Source organism: Knoellia terrae (assembly GCF_048606435.1).
GTDB lineage: Bacteria > Actinomycetota > Actinomycetes > Actinomycetales > Dermatophilaceae > Knoellia > Knoellia terrae.
The window spans coordinates 43142-60308 of record NZ_JBMBWH010000012.1; the positions used below are offsets into that span (position 1 = coordinate 43142).

Here is a 17167-nt window from a genome sequence, read left to right on the forward strand (position 1 = left end):
TCAGCCCTCGCGCATGGGGATGCGCACCCCCTGCTCGGCTGCGGTCCGGTCGGCGACGTCGTACCCGGCGTCGACGTGGCGGATGACGCCCATCGCCGGGTCGTTGCTGAGGACCCGCGCCAGCTTCTGCGCCGCGAGCTCGGTGCCGTCGGCGAGGGAGACCTGCCCGGCGTGCAGCGACCGGCCCATGCCGACCCCGCCACCGTGGTGGATCGAGACCCAGCTCGCGCCTGAGCTCGTGTTGACCAGCGCGTTCAGCAGCGGCCAGTCGGCGATCGCGTCGGACCCGTCCGCCATCGCCTCGGTCTCGCGGTAGGGCGAGGCCACGGAGCCGGTGTCGAGGTGGTCGCGGCCGATGACGATGGGGGCGCTCACCTCGCCGGTGCGGACGAGCTCGTTGATCGCCAGTCCCGCCTTGTCGCGCTCGCCCTGACCGAGCCAGCAGATGCGGGCCGGCAGCCCCTGGAAGGCGATCCGCTCCTGTGCGCCCTTGATCCAGGTGTGCAGCCGCTCGTTGTCGGGGAAGAGGTCGAGGACGGCGCGGTCGGTCGCCGCGATGTCCTTGGGGTCGCCCGAGAGCGCCGCCCAGCGGAACGGACCCTTGCCCTCGCAGAACAGCGGGCGGATGTAGGCCGGCACGAACCCCGGGAACTCGAACGCCCGGTCGTAGCCTCCCTGCCGCGCCTCGTCGCGGATCGAGTTGCCGTAGTCGAAGACCTCCGCGCCGGCGTCCTGGAACTCCACCATGGCGCGCACCTGCTGCGCCATGGACTCCCGCGCGCGGTCGGTGAACTCCTCGGGCTTCTTCGCCGCGTACTCGGTCCAGTCCTCGAGGGCGACGCCCGTCGGGAGGTACGACAGCGGGTCGTGGGCCGACGTCTGGTCGGTGACGATGTCGATCGGGACGCCGCGGCGCAGCAGCTCCGGGAAAACTTCAGCGGCGTTGCCGACGACGCCGACCGACCAGCCGCGCCGCTCGTCCTTGGCGCGCAGCGCGAGGTCCACCCCCTCGTCGAGCGAGCCCGCCACCTCGTCGAGGTAGCGGTGCTCGACCCGCCGGCGCAGGCGTGACTCGTCGACGTCGACGATGAGGCAGGCGCCCCCGTTCATCGTCACGGCCAGCGGCTGTGCGCCGCCCATGCCACCGCATCCTCCGGTCAGCGTCAGCGTCCCGGCCAGGGACCCACCGAAGCGCTTCTCGGCGACCGCGGCGAAGGTCTCGTAGGTGCCCTGCACGATCCCCTGGGTGCCGATGTAGATCCACGAGCCCGCGGTCATCTGCCCGTACATCGTCAGGCCGAGCTGCTCGAGCCGGCGGAACTCGGGCCAGGTCGCCCAGTCGCCGACGAGGTTGGAGTTGGCGATGAGGACGCGCGGCGCCCACTCGTGCGTCTGCATGACACCCACCGGCCGGCCCGACTGCACGAGCATCGTCTCGTCCGGCTTGAGCGTGCTCAGGGTGCGCACCATCGCGTCGAAGCTGCGCCAGTCACGGGCCGCTCGACCGGTGCCCCCGTAGACGACGAGGTCGTCGGGCCGCTCGGCGACCTCGGGGTCGAGGTTGTTCATGAGCATCCGCAGCGGCGCCTCGGCGCCCCAGTGGGTGGCGTGGGTGAGCTGGGTGCCGCGCGGGGCGCGGACCGGACGGGCTCCGTCCATGTCGTCGTTCCTTTCTCGCCTCGTGTGCCTGAGCGCGACCTCTGGCTCGCGCTGAGGCACACAGGGCTGGGGTTGCTAGTGGAGTGGGCCGGTGACGGACTCGGCGGCGGCGACGACCGTCCCGGCCACCACCGCCCCGTGCGCCGCGTCGAGGTCGGGCGCGAGGAACCGGTCCGGACCCGGCTCGACCCGCACGGTCTCGGAGAGCGCGTCGATGACGGCGGCGGACGCCGGTGACGGCTCGAGCGGGTCCCGGAGCCGGATGCCACGGGCAGCGGTGACGAGCTCGATGGCGACGACGCGGGAGAGGGCGTCGACCGAGCGGCGGAGCTTGCGGGCCGCCGACCAGCCCATGGACACGTGGTCCTCCTGCATCGCGCTGCTCGGGATCGAGTCGACGCTGGCCGGGACGGCCAGCCGCTTCATCTCCGAGACCATCGCCGCCTGGGTGTACTGCGCGATCATCAGACCCGAGTCGACGCCGGGGTCGTCCGCGAGGAAGGGCGGCAGCCCGTGGTTGCGCGCCTTGTCGAGGAAGCGGTCGGTGCGACGCTCCGACATGGAGGCGAGGTCGGCCGCGACGATGGCGAGGAAGTCGAGGACGTAGGCGACCGGCGCCCCGTGGAAGTTGCCGTTGGACTCGACCCGCCCGTCCACCGTGACGACCGGGTTGTCGATCGCCGACGCGAGCTCCCACTCGGCGACCCGTGTGGCGTGGTCGACCGTGTCGCGCACACCGCCGGCGACCTGGGGCGCGCACCGCAGCGAGTAGGCGTCCTGCACCCGGGTGCACGCCTGAGGGTCGCGGTGCGAGTTCCGGATCGCGCTGTCCGACAACACCTTCCGCATGTTCTCCGCCGAGCGGGCCTGCCCGGGCTGGGGCCGCAGGGCCTGGAGGTCTGCCGCGAAGACGTCGTCGGTGCCGAGCAGCCCCTCGACGCTCATCGCCGCCACCACGTCGGCCGTGGTGACCAGCCGACGCAGGTCGGCGAGCGCGAGGCAGAGCATGCCGAGCATGCCGTCGGTGCCGTTGATGAGGGCCAGTCCCTCCTTCTCGGCGAGCTCGACGGGGGCGATACCCGCAGCAGCCAGTGCCTCACCGGCGTCCATCAGGGTGCCGTCGGCGTCGCGGACCGGCCCCTCCCCCATGAGCGCGAGCGCGCAGTGCGACAGCGGCGCGAGGTCACCGGAGCACCCGAGCGAGCCGTACTCGTGCACGACGGGCGTGATCCCGGCGCTGAGCATCGCGACGTAGGCCTCGATGGTCGTGTCGCGCACGCCCGTCCGCCCGGTCGCCAGCGTCGCGATCCGCAGGAGCATGAGCGCCCGCACGACCTCTCGCTCGACCTCCGGCCCCGCACCGGCTGCGTGGGAGCGGATGAGTGAGCGCTGCAGCTGGGCGCGCAGGTCGACCGGGATGTGCCGGGTGGCGAGGGCGCCGAACCCGGTGGAGACCCCGTAGTGGGCGACGGTGTCGTTCGCGAGCGCCTCGATCGTCGAGCGGGTCGCCCGGACCGCGTCGAGGGCGGTCGGGCCGATCTGGACCCGGGCACCGTTGCGGGCGACCTCGACGACGTCGGTGATCCGCAGCGGGTCGCCTCCGACGACGACGGGGCGGTGCTGGGTCTGGAGATCCGTCATGGCTCAAGCAAAGCGCCGGTATGCCGTCCGCAACAGTCGCGCGCCCGGCATACCGTCTCGGATGCGAGACGGAAGGAAGGGCTGGTCGCGAGACCGTTGCCCCCGGCTCGTCGGGTCTAGCCTGCAGGGCAGGTGACCACCGGAGGACGCGATGTTGAAGAAGCTGAAGCTGGCCAAGGCCTACCTCGAGCATGGCGACGACCTCGCCGGCGCGCTGGTGCCGGACGACGCGGTGGTGGTCGACGCCCCGCCTGATGGAGCGAGGCCCGCGATCGATGCGGCTCTCGACGGGCGGTACGAGCCCGCAGCAGAGCTGTTGCGACAGCAGCGTGAGCAGAGGGCGTGGGAGGACCGGGACGTCGTCGTGGCCGGTCTCGGCCGACGGGCCCTCGCCGCACCGCAGTGGCTGGACGCGTGGCGGCAGGCCCAGCCCGACGACCCCGACCTCGCCGTCGTCGACGCCCGGCGGCTCGTCGAGCAGGCCTGGGAGCAGCGCTCCCGCGACGACGCCAGCCAGGTCGGCCCCGAGCAGCTCCGCGCCTTCCACGAGACCCTGGCGCAGGCCACCGAACGCATCCAGCAGGCCATCGACGGCTCCCCCGGCGACCCGGTCCCGTGGGCCCTCGCGCTGCGCCACGCCCGCGGCACGGAGACCGACCGGGCGACGTTCGACGGCTACCTCGACGCCCTGAAGGCGACCGACCCGCACCACTACGGCGCGAGGTACGAGGCGATGCAGTACCTCTGCGACAAGTGGTTCGGGTCGCACGAGGAGATGTACGACTTCGCCCGGGCCAGCGTGGAGGCGGCTCCCCGTCACGCACGGGTCCAGTCCCTGCTCCTCGACGCGGTCCTCGAGCACCTGGCCGTCGACCCGTCCGCCCTGGCGAGCGACCCCGCGCGGGTCGAGGAGGCGATCGCGCGGGCCCAGGGCTTCGTCGACTCCGCCCCGGACGCGGGCCACCACCTCACCGCCCAGACGCGCAACGTGCTCGCCCGCGTCCTCTTCCACCTCGAGCGGCACCGTGAGGCCTACGAGCAGATGCGGCTTCTCGGCCCGTACGCGACGTCCTACCCCTGGGGCTACTGGGGTGACGCGCGGGAGGAGTTCCTCAGCCACCGCCGGCACGTCGTCACCCTGGCGGCCGGCACCTCGTGACCTCGATGGTCCTGCTCGTCCGGGCCACCGTCGCGGAGCTGCGGCGGCCCGTCATCTGGGCGCGCACCCGGGTGCGGCTCGTCGACAGCGACGTGGCCGGCTGGACGGTCGCCGACGTCGGGGAGCCGAACCAGGCGGCCCTCGAGCGCGTGGCGGAGGAGGTGAGCGCCTTCGGGCCGGCCCTGCTGCTCGTCGTCGGCGAGCTGAGGACCGGCGTGCAGCTGTGGCACGGCGGGCACCGGCTGGCTCGGGTCGGGTGGTCGTCGGGCGAGGTGAACACCCTGCCGAGGGAGGAGGCGGACGCCCTGGCCGAGGTGTTCGGCGCCGCCCTGGGCCTCGATCGCGGTCCGGTCGCGCGGGCCCTGCGGGAGGCGACGACCCCCGACCGGGCCGAGCGTGCGCTGATGACGGCGTTGGGTGCTCCCCTGCCCGGCCACTTCGGCCGGCACCGCAGCGGGCCACTCGACTCGGACCGGACGGTCGAGGTCCGCCGTCACGGCATCGTCGACGCCATGGTCGAGGAGACCCGGGGACCCTGATCCGCCCGCGTTTCGGCATCGAGGCTTCGCGGCCCATCATGAGGGGGTGAGAATCGAGCTCATGTACTTCGCGGGCTGTCCGAACGCGGCGACCGCCGAGGAGCGGCTGAGGGCTGCGATGTCCCGGGTCGGTCGGAGCGAGGTCGCCGTGAACCGGATCGAGGTCCGCAGCCCCGAGCACGCGGAGCGCCTGAGGTTCACCGGGTCTCCCACGGTCCGCGTGGATGGTCGCGACCCCTTCGCCACGGGCAACGAGAGGGTCGGGTTCGCCTGTCGGGTCTATGCGGGGCCGAAGGGCTTGGCTGGTTCCCCCACGGTCGAACAGTTCATGGAGGTGCTGCGATGAGGCGGTTCGTTGCGAGCATCGCGGGGGCGCTCCTGCTCGGTGTGCGACCGCGGCGTCAGGCGGGGTCGCAGCCGGTCGCGGCCGTGGCGAAGCGCTCGATCGCGAACCGCGCCGCCGCCATGTCGGGGGCCCCGTTGACGACGACCGAGAAGATGCGCTGCCTGCCGTCGACGCCGTATGCCGTGCCCGACAACGCGGTGACGTCGCTCAGCGTGCCGGTCTTGGCGCGGACCTTGCCCCGGGCGCATCGCGTGTCCGGCTGGGCGAATCGCGTCGCCAGCGTCCCCGACACGCCCGCCGTGGGCATCGCGTCGGCGGCGTAGAACACGGAGCTGACCGTGCTGGACCGTGACGCCGCGAGGAGCAGGCTGGTCAGCGCGGTGGCCGACGTGCGGTCGGCTCGTGACAACCCGGATCCGTCGTGGACGACGACGCCGCTGGCCTGTGTCCCCTTGGCCTTCAGGGTCGACACGGTGTGGGCACCGGCTGCCGTCCAGGTGGCCGCCTTGCCTGCGGTGCGCGCGGACTGGCGGTGGAGGGCCTCGGCGTAGTCGTTGTCGGAGACCTTGAGCGTGCGCGCCACCAGGGCCGACACCGGAGGTGAGACGACGGCCGTCACCGGCACCGTGCCAGCCGGCGCGGAGCCTCGTGCGTACGAGGACACGGCGACGCCGAGGTGCACCAGCTCGTTCCTGAAGACGGTGCCGGCGTCGAGCGCCGTGTCGAGGACGTTGCGGCCGTCGACCACGAGCGGCCGGACCGGTGCCACGTCGCCGGGGACGTAGCTCGTCTTCCAGCCGGTGGCGTTGGTCGGCAGGGGGAAGAGGTCGTCGTCGACGCGCAGGGACACCGAGGTCCGGCCCGCGCCGACGACCGCGTCCCTGGCCGAGGCGGCCATCGTCCTGAGCTGGGTGGAGGTCAGTGCCGGGTCACCGCCACCCACGAGGTGGAGCACGTCGAGCGCCGGGCTCGCCCTGACCTCCGTGCGGAACCTCGCATCGGGCCCCATCGTGTGCACCGCGGTGAAGGCCGTGGCGAGCTTCTGGCCCGAGGCCGGCATGAGGGCCAGGTCGGCGTTGCGGCTGTAGAGGACCCGTCCGGTGGCCGCGTCGAGCACGACGGCACTGACGGCACTGCCCAGGGCCTCGTCGCGACCGGCGGTCCTGAGGCGGTTGAGGACCGTGCCGGAGATCGGCGGGCGCGAGATCGTCAGCTGCCAGTCGCGCAGGACGTCCCGGCGGGAGTCGAGCGGCGCCTGCGACTCCAGGACGCGCGAGACCTGACGCGGTCGTTTCTCGGACGTGCTGCCGGCCGCCGAGGTGGGGGCGGCGCCACCGGCGACGAGGACCGTGGTCGTCAGCAGGCCAGCCAGCCCACTGAGGAATATCCGGGGGGCTCTGGTCTCGCGCATGGGCAGGAGGATGGCACGAATGATGAGAATGCGCGCGCTGGAGAACTAGTCAGCAGCCGCGCTCACGCCGCCTCCGCGTACGCCGGCGAGCCCTCCAGGGCGGCGTACCGGCCACCGAGCTCTAGCAGCTCGTGGTGCGTGCCCCGCTCGACGATGTGCCCGTGGTCGAGGACCGCGATCTCGTCGGCGCCCTGGATGGTCGAGAGCCGGTGGGCAATGGTGATCGTCGTCCGGCCCCTGACCAGCTCGTCGAGGGCCTTCTGCACGGCACGCTCGGTGTCGTTGTCGAGGGCGCTGGTGGCCTCGTCGAGGACGAGGACCCGGGGGGCGCGCAGGATGGTGCGGGCGATAGCGAGGCGCTGCTGCTCACCGCCGGAGAAGCGGTGGCCCCGGGCGCCGACGAGGGTGTCGAGCCCGTCCGGCAGCGACGCGACGAGGTCCGCGACCTGGGCCGCACCGAGGGCGCGCCACAGCTCGGCCTCCGTCGCGTCGGGAGCAGCCAGCAGCAGGTTGTCGCGGATCGAGGCGTGCACGAGGTAGGTCTCCTGCGACACGACACCGACGATGCGGGCGAGCACCTCGGGGTCGAGGTCGCGCAGGTCGACCCCGTCGATGGTGACCCGACCGGACGTGGGGTCGTGCAGCCGGGCGACGAGCGAGGCGAGCGTCGACTTGCCCGAGCCGGTGTGGCCGACGAGGGCGAGCGACCCGCCGGCCGGGACCACCGCGGAGATGGACGAGACCGCGAGGGGCGCGTCACCGGCATACCGGAAGGAGACGTCCTCGAAGCGGACCTCGCCGCGCACGCGCCCCGGGTCGAGCGCGACGGGCGCGGTGGGGGCGGCGACGTCGGGGATGAGGTCGAGGTACTCGAAGACCCGCGAGAACAGCGCCATCGACGAGACCCACTGCGCACCGACGTTGAGCAGGCCCATGAGGGGGCGGAAGATGCCCGCCTGGAGGGTGGTGAAGGCGATGAGCGTGCCGATCGTCATGCCGCCCGAGGTCGCGGGCAGCCCGGCGACGAGGTAGATGAGCGCCGGGATCGCGGCGAAGACGACCTGCATCGTCGCCATGCGCCACCGACCCGCGAGCTGTGAGCGCAGCTCGAGGTCGACGAGCTCCGAGGACGTGGACGCGAACCGCTCGGCGTGACGTCGGCCGGCGCCGAGCGTCTTGGAGAGGCGGACACCGGAGACCGAGAGTCCCTCCTCGATCTGGACGTTGAGGTCGGCCCGGCGGGACTGCTGGCGGGCCGTGACCTCACGGCGGATCAGCGCGACCTTGCGGGTCATCCACACCGCGGGCGGGATGACGAGCAGCGACAGGAGCGAGAGGCGCCAGGAAAGGGCGACCATCGCGGCCGAGGTGGCGACGGCGGTCGTGAGGTTGGAGGCGATGGAGGTCGCCGTGGTCGTGACGACACCCTGCATGCCGTTGATGTCGTTGGTGAGCCGGGACTGGACCTCGCCGGCGCGCGTGCGGGTGAAGAACCCGAGCGACTGCTGCTGGAGGTGGGCGAAGAGGTCGGTGCGCAGGCGGTGCATGACCCGCTGCCCCACGCCCGTGGACATCCAGGTCTGCACCACGCCGAGGACCTGGGTCGTCGCGGCGACGGCGAGCATGGCGCCCACGGCGAGCAGCAGCAGGCGCACGTCCTGCTGCGGGATGGCCACGTCGACGACCTCGCGCACGAGGAAGGGCTGGGCCATGGAGACGGCGGAGGTGAGGACGATGATCGCGGTGACGATGCCGATGGGGCGGCCGAAGCCGCGGAAGAGCGCGGTGACGCGGCGCAGCGGGACGGGAGCCAGCTCCAGCTGCGCGAGATCCTGCGGGTCGACCTTCATGGGAGCGCTGCCCCCGCGCCCGCCACCGAAGCCCTTGCCGCCGGGGAGACGGGACTGCGCGTCCCTGGGGGTGTCGATGGTGGTGGGAACCGTCATGGGCTCCTTCCCTTCTGTCGAAGTCATTAGTGAGGTTAACTCACAATGAGCCAAACAGAAGAAGTGCAGCTAGCATTCCCGTATGCCGTCCGCCCCCTCGACCGAGCCGTCCGACCCCCCTCTCGGGGAGCTCGTCATGCAGGTGGCCCGGGGCCTGCGACGCTGGTTCGCGACGACGCTGGAGCCGTGGGGCCTGACGCCGCACGAGTCCCGGGCGCTGCGCGTCATCGGACAGCACGAGCCCACCCGGCCGGGCGTGGTGGCGCAGCACCTGCGCATCGCCCCGCGGTCGGTGACCGACGTGGTCGACGCGTTGGAGGAACGCGGGCTGGTGGCACGAGCGCCCGACCCGAGCGACCGCCGCGCGACCAGTGTGTCCCTCACGGCACGGGGCCGCACGGTGCTCGACGAGCTCGACGCGGCCCGTCGCGCCGACCACGAGAGCTACTTCGCGGACCTCAGCGAGCGCGACCGCGAAGCGCTGGCGCGGATCCTCGGGCGCCTCGTCGACGACCGCTGACCGGACGTCGGCGCGTCCCGGGGTCAGGGCCGGGTCGCGAGGATCCCGTCCTCGTCGGCCCAGAGCGTCTGCCCGGGGACGAAGTCCACGCCGCCGAACGACACGGTGACGTCACGGTCGCCGACGCCGTCCTTGGCGCTCTTGCGGGGGTTGGACCCGAGGGCGAGGGCCCCGAGGGGGAGCTCGCGGATGGCGGCCACGTCGCGCACCGCGCCGAGGATGACGACACCGGCCCAGCCGTGCTCGACCGCCGACGCCGCGATGAGGTCACCCATGAGCGCGGACTCCAGGGAGGCGCCTCCGTCGACGACGAGGACCTTGCCCTCGCCCGGCTCGGCGAGCGCCGCCTTGACCAGCGCGTTGTCGCGGTGGCACCGCACGGTGCTGATGGTGCCGGAGAAGGAGGACCGGCCACCGTAGTGGCGCAGCTGCACCGAGCAGGACTGGAGCGCGTCGCCGTGCTCGTCGTAGAGGTCGGCCGTGGCCGGTGAGGTCTCGCTCACGCCCGGCTCTCCTTCACCGCGAGGACCTGGCACGTCGCGTCCAAGAGGATCCGCTGGGCGGCCGAGCCGAGGAGGAGCTTGCCCACCGGCGAGCGGTGGCGCAGGCCGATGACGATGACCGACGCGCCGTCGGACTCCGCCACGTCGAGGATCACCTGGGCGGCGTCGCCGCCCTCCTCGACCCGGCGGACCTCGAACTCCAGCCCGAGGTCCTCGAGGTCGCGGCGCACGAGGTCCAGCTGCTCGTTGCCCGCGCGGCGTGCGTCGACGAGGACGTCGTCACGCGACATGTTGACGACGAGCAGCGGCTCGTCACGACGACGGGCCTCCGCGACGGCCGCGGTCAGCGCCGCCTCTCCGAGCGGGTTGGGGACGAACCCCACGAGCACGGTCATGTCAGGCCTCCGATGAGTTCATGCTGTAGCCGGCCCTGGCGTTCGCCAGGTCGTCGGGTCCTCGGTCGTCGGGACCGCGCCCACCTGTGCCGCTGCCGCCACGGCGCCGGCGGACCAGGCTGACGAGCGGCCAGACCAAGGCGAGGACGATGAGGACGTAGCAGACCCAGGCCACCGGTCCGCCGACGAGCCCGTCGAGCTCACCGCCGGTGAGCTGGAGCGAACGGCGACCCTGGCGCTCGACGAGCGGGCCGAGGATGACTCCCACGATGAGCGGCAGGACGGGGAGCCCGAAGCGCCGCATCGCGAAGCCGAGCAGACCCAGCACGAGCAGCAGCCACAGGTCGAACGGCTGCGAGTTGACGGCATACGCACCCATGGAGGCGAAGAAGAGGATGCCGGCATACAGGTAGGGACGCGGGATCTGGAGCAGCTTGGCCCAGGCCGGGGCGAGCGGCAGGTTGAGCAGCAGGAGCATCGTGTTGCCGACGAACAGGCTGGCGATGAGCGCCCAGACGAGCTCGGGCTCCTTGTTGAGGAGCAGCGGACCCGGCTCGATCCCCCAGCCCTGCAGCGCCGCGAGCATGATCGCCGCGGTGGCGTTGGTGGGCAGGCCGAGGGCGAGCAGGGGCACCATGGTCCCGGCGGCCGAGGCGTTGTTGGCCGCCTCCGGACCCGCGACGCCCTCGATCGCGCCGTGGCCGAACTCCTCGGGGTGCTTGGAGAGCTTCTTCTCGGCCGTGTAGGACAGCAGCGTCGGGATCTCCGCGCCACCGGCGGGGAGGGCGCCGAACGGGAACCCGAGGGCGGCGCCACGCAGCCAGGGCTTCCAGGAGCGGGACCAGTCCTTGCGGCCCATCCACGGACGCCCGACGGGGATGACCTCACCGGCCTTGCGACGGAGGTGGGCGGCGACCCAGAGCGCCTCGCCGACGGCGAAGATGCCGACCGCGACGACGACGATGTCGATGCCGTCGGCGAGCTGCGGGAGCCCGCCGGTGAGCCGCTGCTGGCCGGTGACGAAGTCGATGCCGACGACGCCGATGGTGAGGCCGAGCAGCAGCGAGGTCAGGCCGCGGATGCGCGAGGCGCCGAGGACGGCGGTGACCCCGGTGAAGGTGAGCAGGATGATCGCGAGGTACTCGGGGGCGCCGAGGCTCACCGCGAACTTCACGACCGGCGGCATGAGGAAGACGATGCCGAGCGTGCCGAGCGTGCCCGCGACGAACGAGCCGATGGCCGAGGTCGCGAGCGCCTGGGCGGCCCGGCCGGACTTGGCCATCTTGTTGCCCTCGATGGCCGTGACGACCGACGAGGACTCCCCCGGGGTGTTGAGCAGGATCGAGGTGGTCGACCCGCCGTACATGCCCCCGTAGAGGATGCCCGCGAAGAGGATGAGGCCCTGGATCGGCTCCAGGCCGTAGGTGATCGGCAGCAGCAGGGCCACGGTCATGGCCGGCCCGATGCCGGGCAGGACCCCGACGGCGGTGCCGACGGTGACGCCGAGCAGGGCGATGAGGAGGTTGATCGGCGACAGGACGTCGCCGAAGCCACCGAGGAGGCTGGTGATGTTGTCCATCAGAGGATTCCCTGGAGGATGCCGGCTGGCAGGTTGACGCCGAGGCCGATCGCGAAGGCGTAGAAGGTGATGAGGGAGAGGACCGCCCCGATCGCCAGGCCACGGACGTGGTGCCGGTTGCCCAGCGCGAAGGCGCAGCCCTCGAAGAGCAGCGCCCCGCTGATCACCCAGCCGAGGGGCTCGATGAGCAGGGCGTTGACGCCGAAGGCGGCGATGAGCAGGCCGATGGTGCGCCAGTCGACCGGGGTGGAGAGGTCGATGTCCTCACCCTCCTCGGCGTCGCCGGTGCCGCCCTTCCAGACGTCCACGGCATAGAAGACGGAGACGATGATGAGCAGCACCCCGAGCAGGATGGGCATCGGCTTGGGACCCAGCGGGTCGTTGCTCGTCGCGACGTCCGCGATGCCGCTCGCGTCGAACAGCACGTAGGCGCCGAGCAGCGCGAGCGCAGCGCACAGGGCGTACTGCGCCGGGTCCTTGGCCTGCCGACCCTCGCCGGCCGGAGCGACGGCCGAGGCCGTCGCTCCGTTCCCGACGCGGATCTCGGGGTGCTGCTCGCTCATGCCAGGCCCAGGGACTTCAGGAGCTCGGCGACCGAGGCGTCCTGGTCCTTGAGGAAGGTGCCGAACTCGTCACCGGTGGCGAAGGCGTCGGTCCAGCCGCGCTTGGTCAGCTCGGCCTTCCAGCCCTCCGACTCGTGCATCTTGGTGAGGGCGTCGACCCAGACCTGCTTGTCCTCGTCGGTGATGCCGGGAGGAGCCACGACACCGCGCCAGTTGGTGAAGACGAGGTCGATGCCCTGGTCCTTGAGGGTCTTGACGTCCTTGAGCGCCTCGATCGGCTTCTCGCTGGTGACCGCGAGGACGCGGACCTCGCCGGCCTCGACCTGGTCGAGGAACTCGCCGAAGCCGCTGGCCCCGAACGCGATCTTGTTGCCGAGCAGCGCGGGGAGGAGCTCGCCGCCACCGTCGTAGGACACGAAGCTGACCTGCTTGGGGTCGATGCCGACCGCCTTGGCGAGCTGCATCGGGAGCAGGTGGTCGGGACCGCCCGGGGAGGAGCCGCCACCGACGGCGAGCTTCTTCGGGTCGGCCTTCCAGGCGTCGACGAGCTGGTTGATGTCCTGGTAGGGCGAATCCTTGGGCACGACGATGGCGCCGGCCTCCTCGATGAGCTTGGCGATCGGGGTGGTGTCACCGAGCGTGGCCTGCGACTTCTGGGTGTATGCCGCACCCACGACGCCCAGGCCCATCTGCATCGCGAGCTTGCCGTTGCCCTTCTCGTTGACGATCCGCTGGAGACCGACGGTGCCGCCGGCGCCCGGCAGGTTGAACACCTGGACCGAGCCGGTGACCTTGGAGTCCTCGAGCACCTTGGCTGCGGTACGCGCGGTGGTGTCGTAGCCGCCGCCCGGGGCGTTGGGGACCATGATCTGCAGGCCGGTGGCCGGCTTGCTGTCGGCGCTGCTGGCGCCGGAGGAGCCGGTGTCGGCGTCCTTCTCGGCGGTCGCGCCACAGGCGCTGAGGAGGATGGAGGCCACGGCTGCGGCGGCAACCAGACCGGGGATACGAGTTCTCATCGGTGGGGCCTCTTTCGCGGGGGGAGGGGAGAGCGAGAGAATCGTCTCCCCCGGCGATGCGGTCTGTCGCCCTTCTGTCGGCAGTGAAGGTTGAGTTCATAGTGGTCATGCGTGCCCTGCGCCATCGGACCCTCGCGGGGCAGCTCCTCTTCCTCCAGCTGGGCATCATCCTGCTGGTCCTCGTCAGCGTGGGCGGGGTCTCGCTGGCCCAGTCGCAGGCCACCTTCGAGCGGGTCGAGGGGCGCCGCGTGTCGGCGCTGGCGGAGCTCACCGCCGCCAACCCGCTCGTGCGCTCGAACCTCCAGGTCCCCGAGGAGCGCACCGGCCTGGCGACCCTGGCGCTGCAGACGGTCACCCAGTCGAGCGTCACCTCGGTCACCATCGCCGACGAGGACGAGAACGTGCGGGTCTCCACCGACCCGCTCCAGGAGACCCGCCCGATGCCGCTGGGCACGACGAACGTCGACACCGGGGCGAGCTGGTCGGGGACGATGACGATCGGCGACAGGCGGTTCCTCGTCAGCCAGGTCCCGGTGCTCAGCCTCGACGCGGACCGCGTCGGGGAGCACCTCGGGACGGTGATGATCGCCGAGGCGTTCCCTTCCGTGTGGGAGCGCCTGCGCGGCGCCTCGTCCTATCTCCTCACCTACCTCGGCATCGCCCTCGCGCTCGGGGTCGCGGGCTCGTGGCTGCTCGCCCGCCGGATCAAGCGCCAGACCCTCGGCCTCGAGCCGCGTGAGATCACCGGCCTTGCCGAGCACCGCGAGGCCCTGCTGCACGGCATAGCCGAGGGCGTCGTCGCCCTCGACCCGCAGCAGCGGATCACCCTCGTCAACGACGTGGCACGACGCCTGCTCGACCTGCCCGAGCACGCGATCGGCATGAGCCTCAGGGACCTCCGCGTCGAGGGGAGGCTGCTGGAGGTCCTCACCGGCGACGACAGCGGTCGGCGCGCGGGTGACGAGGACCGCGACGGCATGGAGGACCTGCCCCGCGACGACGTCGTCATCCGCCGCGGCCGGGTCCTCGTCATGAACCGGATGCGCGTCGTCCGCGACGGGCGGCACCTGGGCACGGTCACCACCCTGCGCGACCGCACGGCGCTGGCCGCCCTGGAGCGCGAGCTCGGGTCGTTCCGCAGCACGGCCCAGCTGCTCCGCGCCCAGACCCACGAGTTCGCCAACCAGCTGCACACCATCAGCGGCCTCATCCAGATCGGCGAGTACGACGAGGTGGTGCGCTTCGTCGACGCGGTGACCGAGCGCCGGCACTCGCTCGACCTCCTCGTCAACAGCCGCGTCCAGGACCCCGCCGTGGCGGCGCTGCTCATGGCCAAGGCGTCCATCGCGTCCGAGCGACGCGTCGAGCTGCGCATCTCGGAGGAGACCTCGCTCGGCCGCCTCCAGCCCGAGGACTCGGTCGACGTCGCCACGGTCGTCGGCAACCTCGTCGACAACGCGCTCGACGCCGTGAGCGGCGGGCAGCCCGGCCAGTGGGTCTCGGTCGAGATCCGGCACGACGCCGCGAGCGTCGAGATCGCCGTCTCCGACTCCGGTCCGGGCGTCTCCCCCGAGGTCGCCGCGGAAGTCTTCACCCACGGCTTCACGACGAAGGCCGCCACCAGCGGTGAGCGCGGCATCGGTCTCGCGCTCACCCGCCTCGTGTGCCAGCGGCGCGGCGGTGAGGTCCAGGTGGGCAGCGCGCAGGAGGGTGGGGCCATGTTCACGGCCCGCCTCGGCATCGCTCCGGTCGTGGAGCCGGTCCGATGATCAGGGCGCTCGTCGTCGACGACGACTTCATGGTCGCCCGGGTGCACCACGGCTTCGTCACGCGCACGCCCGGCTTCGAGGTGGTGGGGGTCGCGCACACCGGCTCGGACGCCCTGACGATGGTCGAGGAGCTGCGACCCGACCTGGTGCTGCTCGACCTCTACCTGCCCGATCTCTTCGGGTTGGACGTCCTCGCGCGACTGCGCACCGACGGCGCGGAGTGCGACGTCATCGTCATCACCGCCGCGACCGAGGTCGACGCCGTGCGTGGCGCCCGCCGGCAGGGGGTCGTCGACTACGTCCTCAAGCCGTTCGGCTTCGAGGACCTCCGTGAACGGCTCGAACGGTATGCCGCGCAGCACGAGGTCTTCGCCGCGGACGACCTGCGTGGCCAGCAGGACATCGACCGGGTCCTGTGGCCCCGTGGACCCGGCGGAGCCGCCGACCTGCCCAAGGGAATGAGTGCCGAGACGGCGGGGCTGGTCGAGACGGCGCTGCGTGAGGCAGGAGGCACCCTCTCGGCGTCCGAGGCGGCCGCCCGCGTGGGCCTGAGCCGGGTCAGTGCCCGCCGCTACCTCGAGTACTTCTGCAGCGTCGGCCGGGCCGAGGTCTCGCTGCGCTACGGCAACGCCGGCCGCCCCGAACGCCGCTACCGCTGGGGTGCCTGACCCGGCTGCCACACTGGGCGACGTGGTCAATGTCCCGGGCGCGGCCCATGCCCTCGACGTGCTCGAGCTCCTCGCTCGCCGCGGCGAGCCCCTCCCCGCGGCCACCGTCGCACGGGAGCTCGGCCTCCCCCGCTCGAGCACCTACCACCTGCTCGGCGTTCTCCGGGACCGCGGCTACGTCTCCCACCTCGAGGGCGAGCGGCGCTACGGACTGGGCGTCGCGGCATACGAACTGGGATCGGCCTACGGACGCCAGGCACCGCTGCAGCGGATGGCGCGCGCCACTCTCAACCGGCTTGTCGACACGACCGCCCACAACGCCCACCTCGCCGTGCTCCACGGCCGCGACGTCCTCTACGTCATCGAGCAACGCGCACCCCGGGGGCCGGTGCTCGTCTCCGACGTCGGCATCCGGCTGCCGGCGACGCTCACGGCGACCGGCCTGGCGATGCTCGCGGCGCTGCCGGCGGGGCAGGTGCGGGCGATCTTCCCGCACGCCGAGTCCCTCGTGCAGCGCGACGGTCGCGGGCCGACCACGACGACGCAGCTGCGCAGCCTGCTCCAGTCGGTGCGCGCCCGGGGGTACGCCGTCGAGGACGGCCAGATCACGGCCGGCCTGAAGTCCGTGGCGGTGGCGGTCCTCGACCACAGCGGCCACCCGGTCGCCGCGGTGGCGGTGACGTTCCGGGTGGAGATCGTCGACGAGGGCGAGCCGGACCGGCTCGTGGCTGCCGTCCGCCAGGCCGCCGACGACGTGTCCGTCCGCCTGCACGGCCACGCGCGGCCCTCCCGCACCCGCTGACCCCCGACCTACCGAACCGTAGGAGGGGGAATTCCCCCTCCTACGGTGCGGTACGTGGCGCGAGAGCAGTCAGTCGCGGACCATCGGCGGGCGGTAGCCGGGGCGCCCGGCGAGCCCGGCCGACCGGACGGCGGCCCGGCCCACCGCCCGGCCTGCGCGCGCGAGGACACCGGGTGGCTCGGCGGAGATGCTCGGCGGCATGACGACGACCGGGCAGGCCGCCGCGTAGACGAGCCGCTGGGCGAACATCGGCGCACCGGTGAAGGTCCGCGGCGCGTCGACGACGAGCAGGTCCGCGCCGTCGGCCGCCGCGAGCAGGACCTTGCGCTTGCCGCCGCGGACGCACTGGAGCTCCGCCCCGTGGTCGGGGCCCAGCACGTGCGCCACGTCGGCAGCGAGCGCTGCCCGTTCGGCCCGGTCGACGTCGCTCTCGTCGGTCACCCGCGCCGCAGCCGCACCGGAGGTCGTCCCCGGTGGCCCGGTGAGACGCCAGGACCGGACCGCGACGAGGCGCCCGTTGTTCTGCGCCGCCTGAGCGGCACCCCAGGCCAACGCCTTCGGCGACTTGGACGTCGCGCTGACGCCGACGACGACCGTGTACGGCTGAAGCTCTCGCTCGTCGTCGGGGTTGCTCTGCTGCTGCTCCGTCAT

At 72.4% G+C, this 17167-nt stretch carries 17 protein-coding genes; 7 read left to right on the forward strand and 10 right to left on the reverse strand.

The features are described 5' to 3' along the window. Positions 1-1659: a urocanate hydratase gene (gene hutU, locus ACOJV9_RS15105; protein WP_420186048.1), complete on the reverse strand. Its 1659-nt coding sequence runs from the start codon at positions 1657-1659 to the stop codon at positions 1-3. A gap of 75 nt (positions 1660-1734) precedes the next feature. Continuing rightward, positions 1735-3300 (reverse strand): histidine ammonia-lyase, encoded by a 1566-nt coding sequence (hutH, locus tag ACOJV9_RS15110; RefSeq protein ID WP_420186049.1) that lies wholly within the window; start codon positions 3298-3300, stop codon positions 1735-1737. 151 nt (positions 3301-3451) lie between these two features. On the opposite strand from hutH, the gene ACOJV9_RS15115 reads away from it, so the two are divergent. The 3 genes from ACOJV9_RS15115 to ACOJV9_RS15125 are packed head-to-tail and all read left to right on the forward strand — an operon-like array spanning position 3452 to position 5344. Beyond that, positions 3452-4459 carry a hypothetical protein gene (locus tag ACOJV9_RS15115; RefSeq protein ID WP_420186050.1) on the forward strand — a complete coding sequence of 336 codons (1008 nt, stop codon included), beginning with the start codon at positions 3452-3454 and terminating at the stop codon, positions 4457-4459. Next, positions 4456-4998, forward strand: coding sequence for a hypothetical protein (locus tag ACOJV9_RS15120; RefSeq protein WP_420186051.1), 543 nt, complete (start codon positions 4456-4458; stop codon positions 4996-4998). Before ACOJV9_RS15115 ends, ACOJV9_RS15120 begins: the two co-directional genes overlap by 4 nt. A gap of 46 nt (positions 4999-5044) precedes the next feature. Then, entirely contained in the window at positions 5045-5344 is a 300-nt protein-coding gene (locus tag ACOJV9_RS15125) for a DF family (seleno)protein (protein ID WP_420186052.1), read from the forward strand. A 55-nt stretch (positions 5345-5399) separates the two neighbouring features. On the opposite strand, the gene dacB is transcribed toward ACOJV9_RS15125, so the two are convergent. Then, on the reverse strand, positions 5400-6755 hold the full coding sequence (dacB, locus tag ACOJV9_RS15130; protein ID WP_420186053.1) for a D-alanyl-D-alanine carboxypeptidase/D-alanyl-D-alanine endopeptidase: 1356 nt from the start codon (positions 6753-6755) through the stop codon (positions 5400-5402). Positions 6756-6817: 62 nt separating this feature from the next. Further along, complete coding sequence (locus tag ACOJV9_RS15135) at positions 6818-8701, reverse strand: ABC transporter ATP-binding protein (RefSeq protein ID WP_420186054.1); 1884 nt, start codon at positions 8699-8701, stop codon at positions 6818-6820. Positions 8702-8783: 82 nt separating this feature from the next. Here ACOJV9_RS15135 and ACOJV9_RS15140 point away from each other — a divergent pair, with 82 nt between their 5' ends. Beyond that, the gene (locus tag ACOJV9_RS15140) at positions 8784-9221 is read left to right on the forward strand and encodes a MarR family winged helix-turn-helix transcriptional regulator (RefSeq protein WP_420186055.1); all 438 of its coding nucleotides are present in this window, start codon (positions 8784-8786) and stop codon (positions 9219-9221) included. 23 nt (positions 9222-9244) lie between these two features. Here ACOJV9_RS15140 and rraA read toward each other — a convergent pair whose 3' ends face one another. The 5 genes from rraA to ACOJV9_RS15165 are packed head-to-tail and all read right to left on the reverse strand — an operon-like array spanning position 9245 to position 13277. After that, on the reverse strand, positions 9245-9724 hold the full coding sequence (rraA, locus tag ACOJV9_RS15145) for a ribonuclease E activity regulator RraA (RefSeq protein ID WP_420186056.1): 480 nt from the start codon (positions 9722-9724) through the stop codon (positions 9245-9247). Continuing rightward, the gene (locus ACOJV9_RS15150; RefSeq protein WP_420186057.1) at positions 9721-10119 is read right to left on the reverse strand and encodes a universal stress protein; all 399 of its coding nucleotides are present in this window, start codon (positions 10117-10119) and stop codon (positions 9721-9723) included. The genes rraA and ACOJV9_RS15150 overlap by 4 nt, the downstream gene beginning before the upstream one ends. Before the next feature lies 1 nt (position 10120). Next, the gene (locus ACOJV9_RS15155; protein WP_420186058.1) at positions 10121-11698 is read right to left on the reverse strand and encodes a tripartite tricarboxylate transporter permease; all 1578 of its coding nucleotides are present in this window, start codon (positions 11696-11698) and stop codon (positions 10121-10123) included. Beyond that, positions 11698-12261: a tripartite tricarboxylate transporter TctB family protein gene (locus tag ACOJV9_RS15160; RefSeq protein ID WP_420186059.1), complete on the reverse strand. Its 564-nt coding sequence runs from the start codon at positions 12259-12261 to the stop codon at positions 11698-11700. The genes ACOJV9_RS15155 and ACOJV9_RS15160 overlap by 1 nt, the downstream gene beginning before the upstream one ends. Further along, a complete protein-coding gene (locus ACOJV9_RS15165) occupies positions 12258-13277 on the reverse strand; it encodes a Bug family tripartite tricarboxylate transporter substrate binding protein (protein WP_420186060.1) in 1020 nt (339 codons plus the stop codon). Before ACOJV9_RS15165 ends, ACOJV9_RS15160 begins: the two co-directional genes overlap by 4 nt. A 107-nt stretch (positions 13278-13384) precedes the next feature. Between ACOJV9_RS15165 and ACOJV9_RS15170 the strand changes: the two genes are divergently transcribed. Genes ACOJV9_RS15170 through ACOJV9_RS15180 form a run of 3 tightly spaced genes read left to right on the forward strand, consistent with a single transcriptional unit; the run spans position 13385 to position 16516 of the window. Beyond that, positions 13385-15046, forward strand: a complete 1662-nt coding sequence (locus ACOJV9_RS15170; RefSeq protein ID WP_420186061.1) for a sensor histidine kinase — start codon at positions 13385-13387, stop codon at positions 15044-15046. Next, complete coding sequence (locus tag ACOJV9_RS15175; protein ID WP_420186062.1) at positions 15043-15714, forward strand: response regulator; 672 nt, start codon at positions 15043-15045, stop codon at positions 15712-15714. Before ACOJV9_RS15170 ends, ACOJV9_RS15175 begins: the two co-directional genes overlap by 4 nt. A gap of 22 nt (positions 15715-15736) precedes the next feature. After that, positions 15737-16516 (forward strand): IclR family transcriptional regulator, encoded by a 780-nt coding sequence (locus tag ACOJV9_RS15180; protein ID WP_420186063.1) that lies wholly within the window; start codon positions 15737-15739, stop codon positions 16514-16516. 69 nt (positions 16517-16585) lie between these two features. Here ACOJV9_RS15180 and ACOJV9_RS15185 read toward each other — a convergent pair whose 3' ends face one another. After that, entirely contained in the window at positions 16586-17167 is a 582-nt protein-coding gene (locus ACOJV9_RS15185; protein WP_420186064.1) for a universal stress protein, read from the reverse strand.

Bases quoted from the DNA above. Each gene is read 5' to 3' on its own strand.
- ACOJV9_RS15140 (WP_420186055.1), top strand. From the start codon at position 8,784: ATGCCGTCCGCCCCCTCGACCGAGCCGTCCGACCCCCCTCTCGGGGAG.
- ACOJV9_RS15155 (WP_420186058.1), bottom strand. From the start codon at position 11,698: ATGGACAACATCACCAGCCTCCTCGGTGGCTTCGGCGACGTCCTGTCG.
- ACOJV9_RS15115 (WP_420186050.1), top strand. From the start codon at position 3,452: ATGTTGAAGAAGCTGAAGCTGGCCAAGGCCTACCTCGAGCATGGCGAC.
- hutU (WP_420186048.1), bottom strand. From the start codon at position 1,659: ATGGACGGAGCCCGTCCGGTCCGCGCCCCGCGCGGCACCCAGCTCACC.
- ACOJV9_RS15185 (WP_420186064.1), bottom strand. From the start codon at position 17,167: ATGACGGAGCAGCAGCAGAGCAACCCCGACGACGAGCGAGAGCTTCAG.
- ACOJV9_RS15150 (WP_420186057.1), bottom strand. From the start codon at position 10,119: ATGACCGTGCTCGTGGGGTTCGTCCCCAACCCGCTCGGAGAGGCGGCG.
- ACOJV9_RS15135 (WP_420186054.1), bottom strand. From the start codon at position 8,701: ATGACGGTTCCCACCACCATCGACACCCCCAGGGACGCGCAGTCCCGT.
- ACOJV9_RS15170 (WP_420186061.1), top strand. From the start codon at position 13,385: ATGCGTGCCCTGCGCCATCGGACCCTCGCGGGGCAGCTCCTCTTCCTC.
- dacB (WP_420186053.1), bottom strand. From the start codon at position 6,755: ATGCGCGAGACCAGAGCCCCCCGGATATTCCTCAGTGGGCTGGCTGGC.
- ACOJV9_RS15160 (WP_420186059.1), bottom strand. From the start codon at position 12,261: ATGAGCGAGCAGCACCCCGAGATCCGCGTCGGGAACGGAGCGACGGCC.
- hutH (WP_420186049.1), bottom strand. From the start codon at position 3,300: ATGACGGATCTCCAGACCCAGCACCGCCCCGTCGTCGTCGGAGGCGAC.
- ACOJV9_RS15165 (WP_420186060.1), bottom strand. From the start codon at position 13,277: ATGAGAACTCGTATCCCCGGTCTGGTTGCCGCCGCAGCCGTGGCCTCC.
- ACOJV9_RS15175 (WP_420186062.1), top strand. From the start codon at position 15,043: ATGATCAGGGCGCTCGTCGTCGACGACGACTTCATGGTCGCCCGGGTG.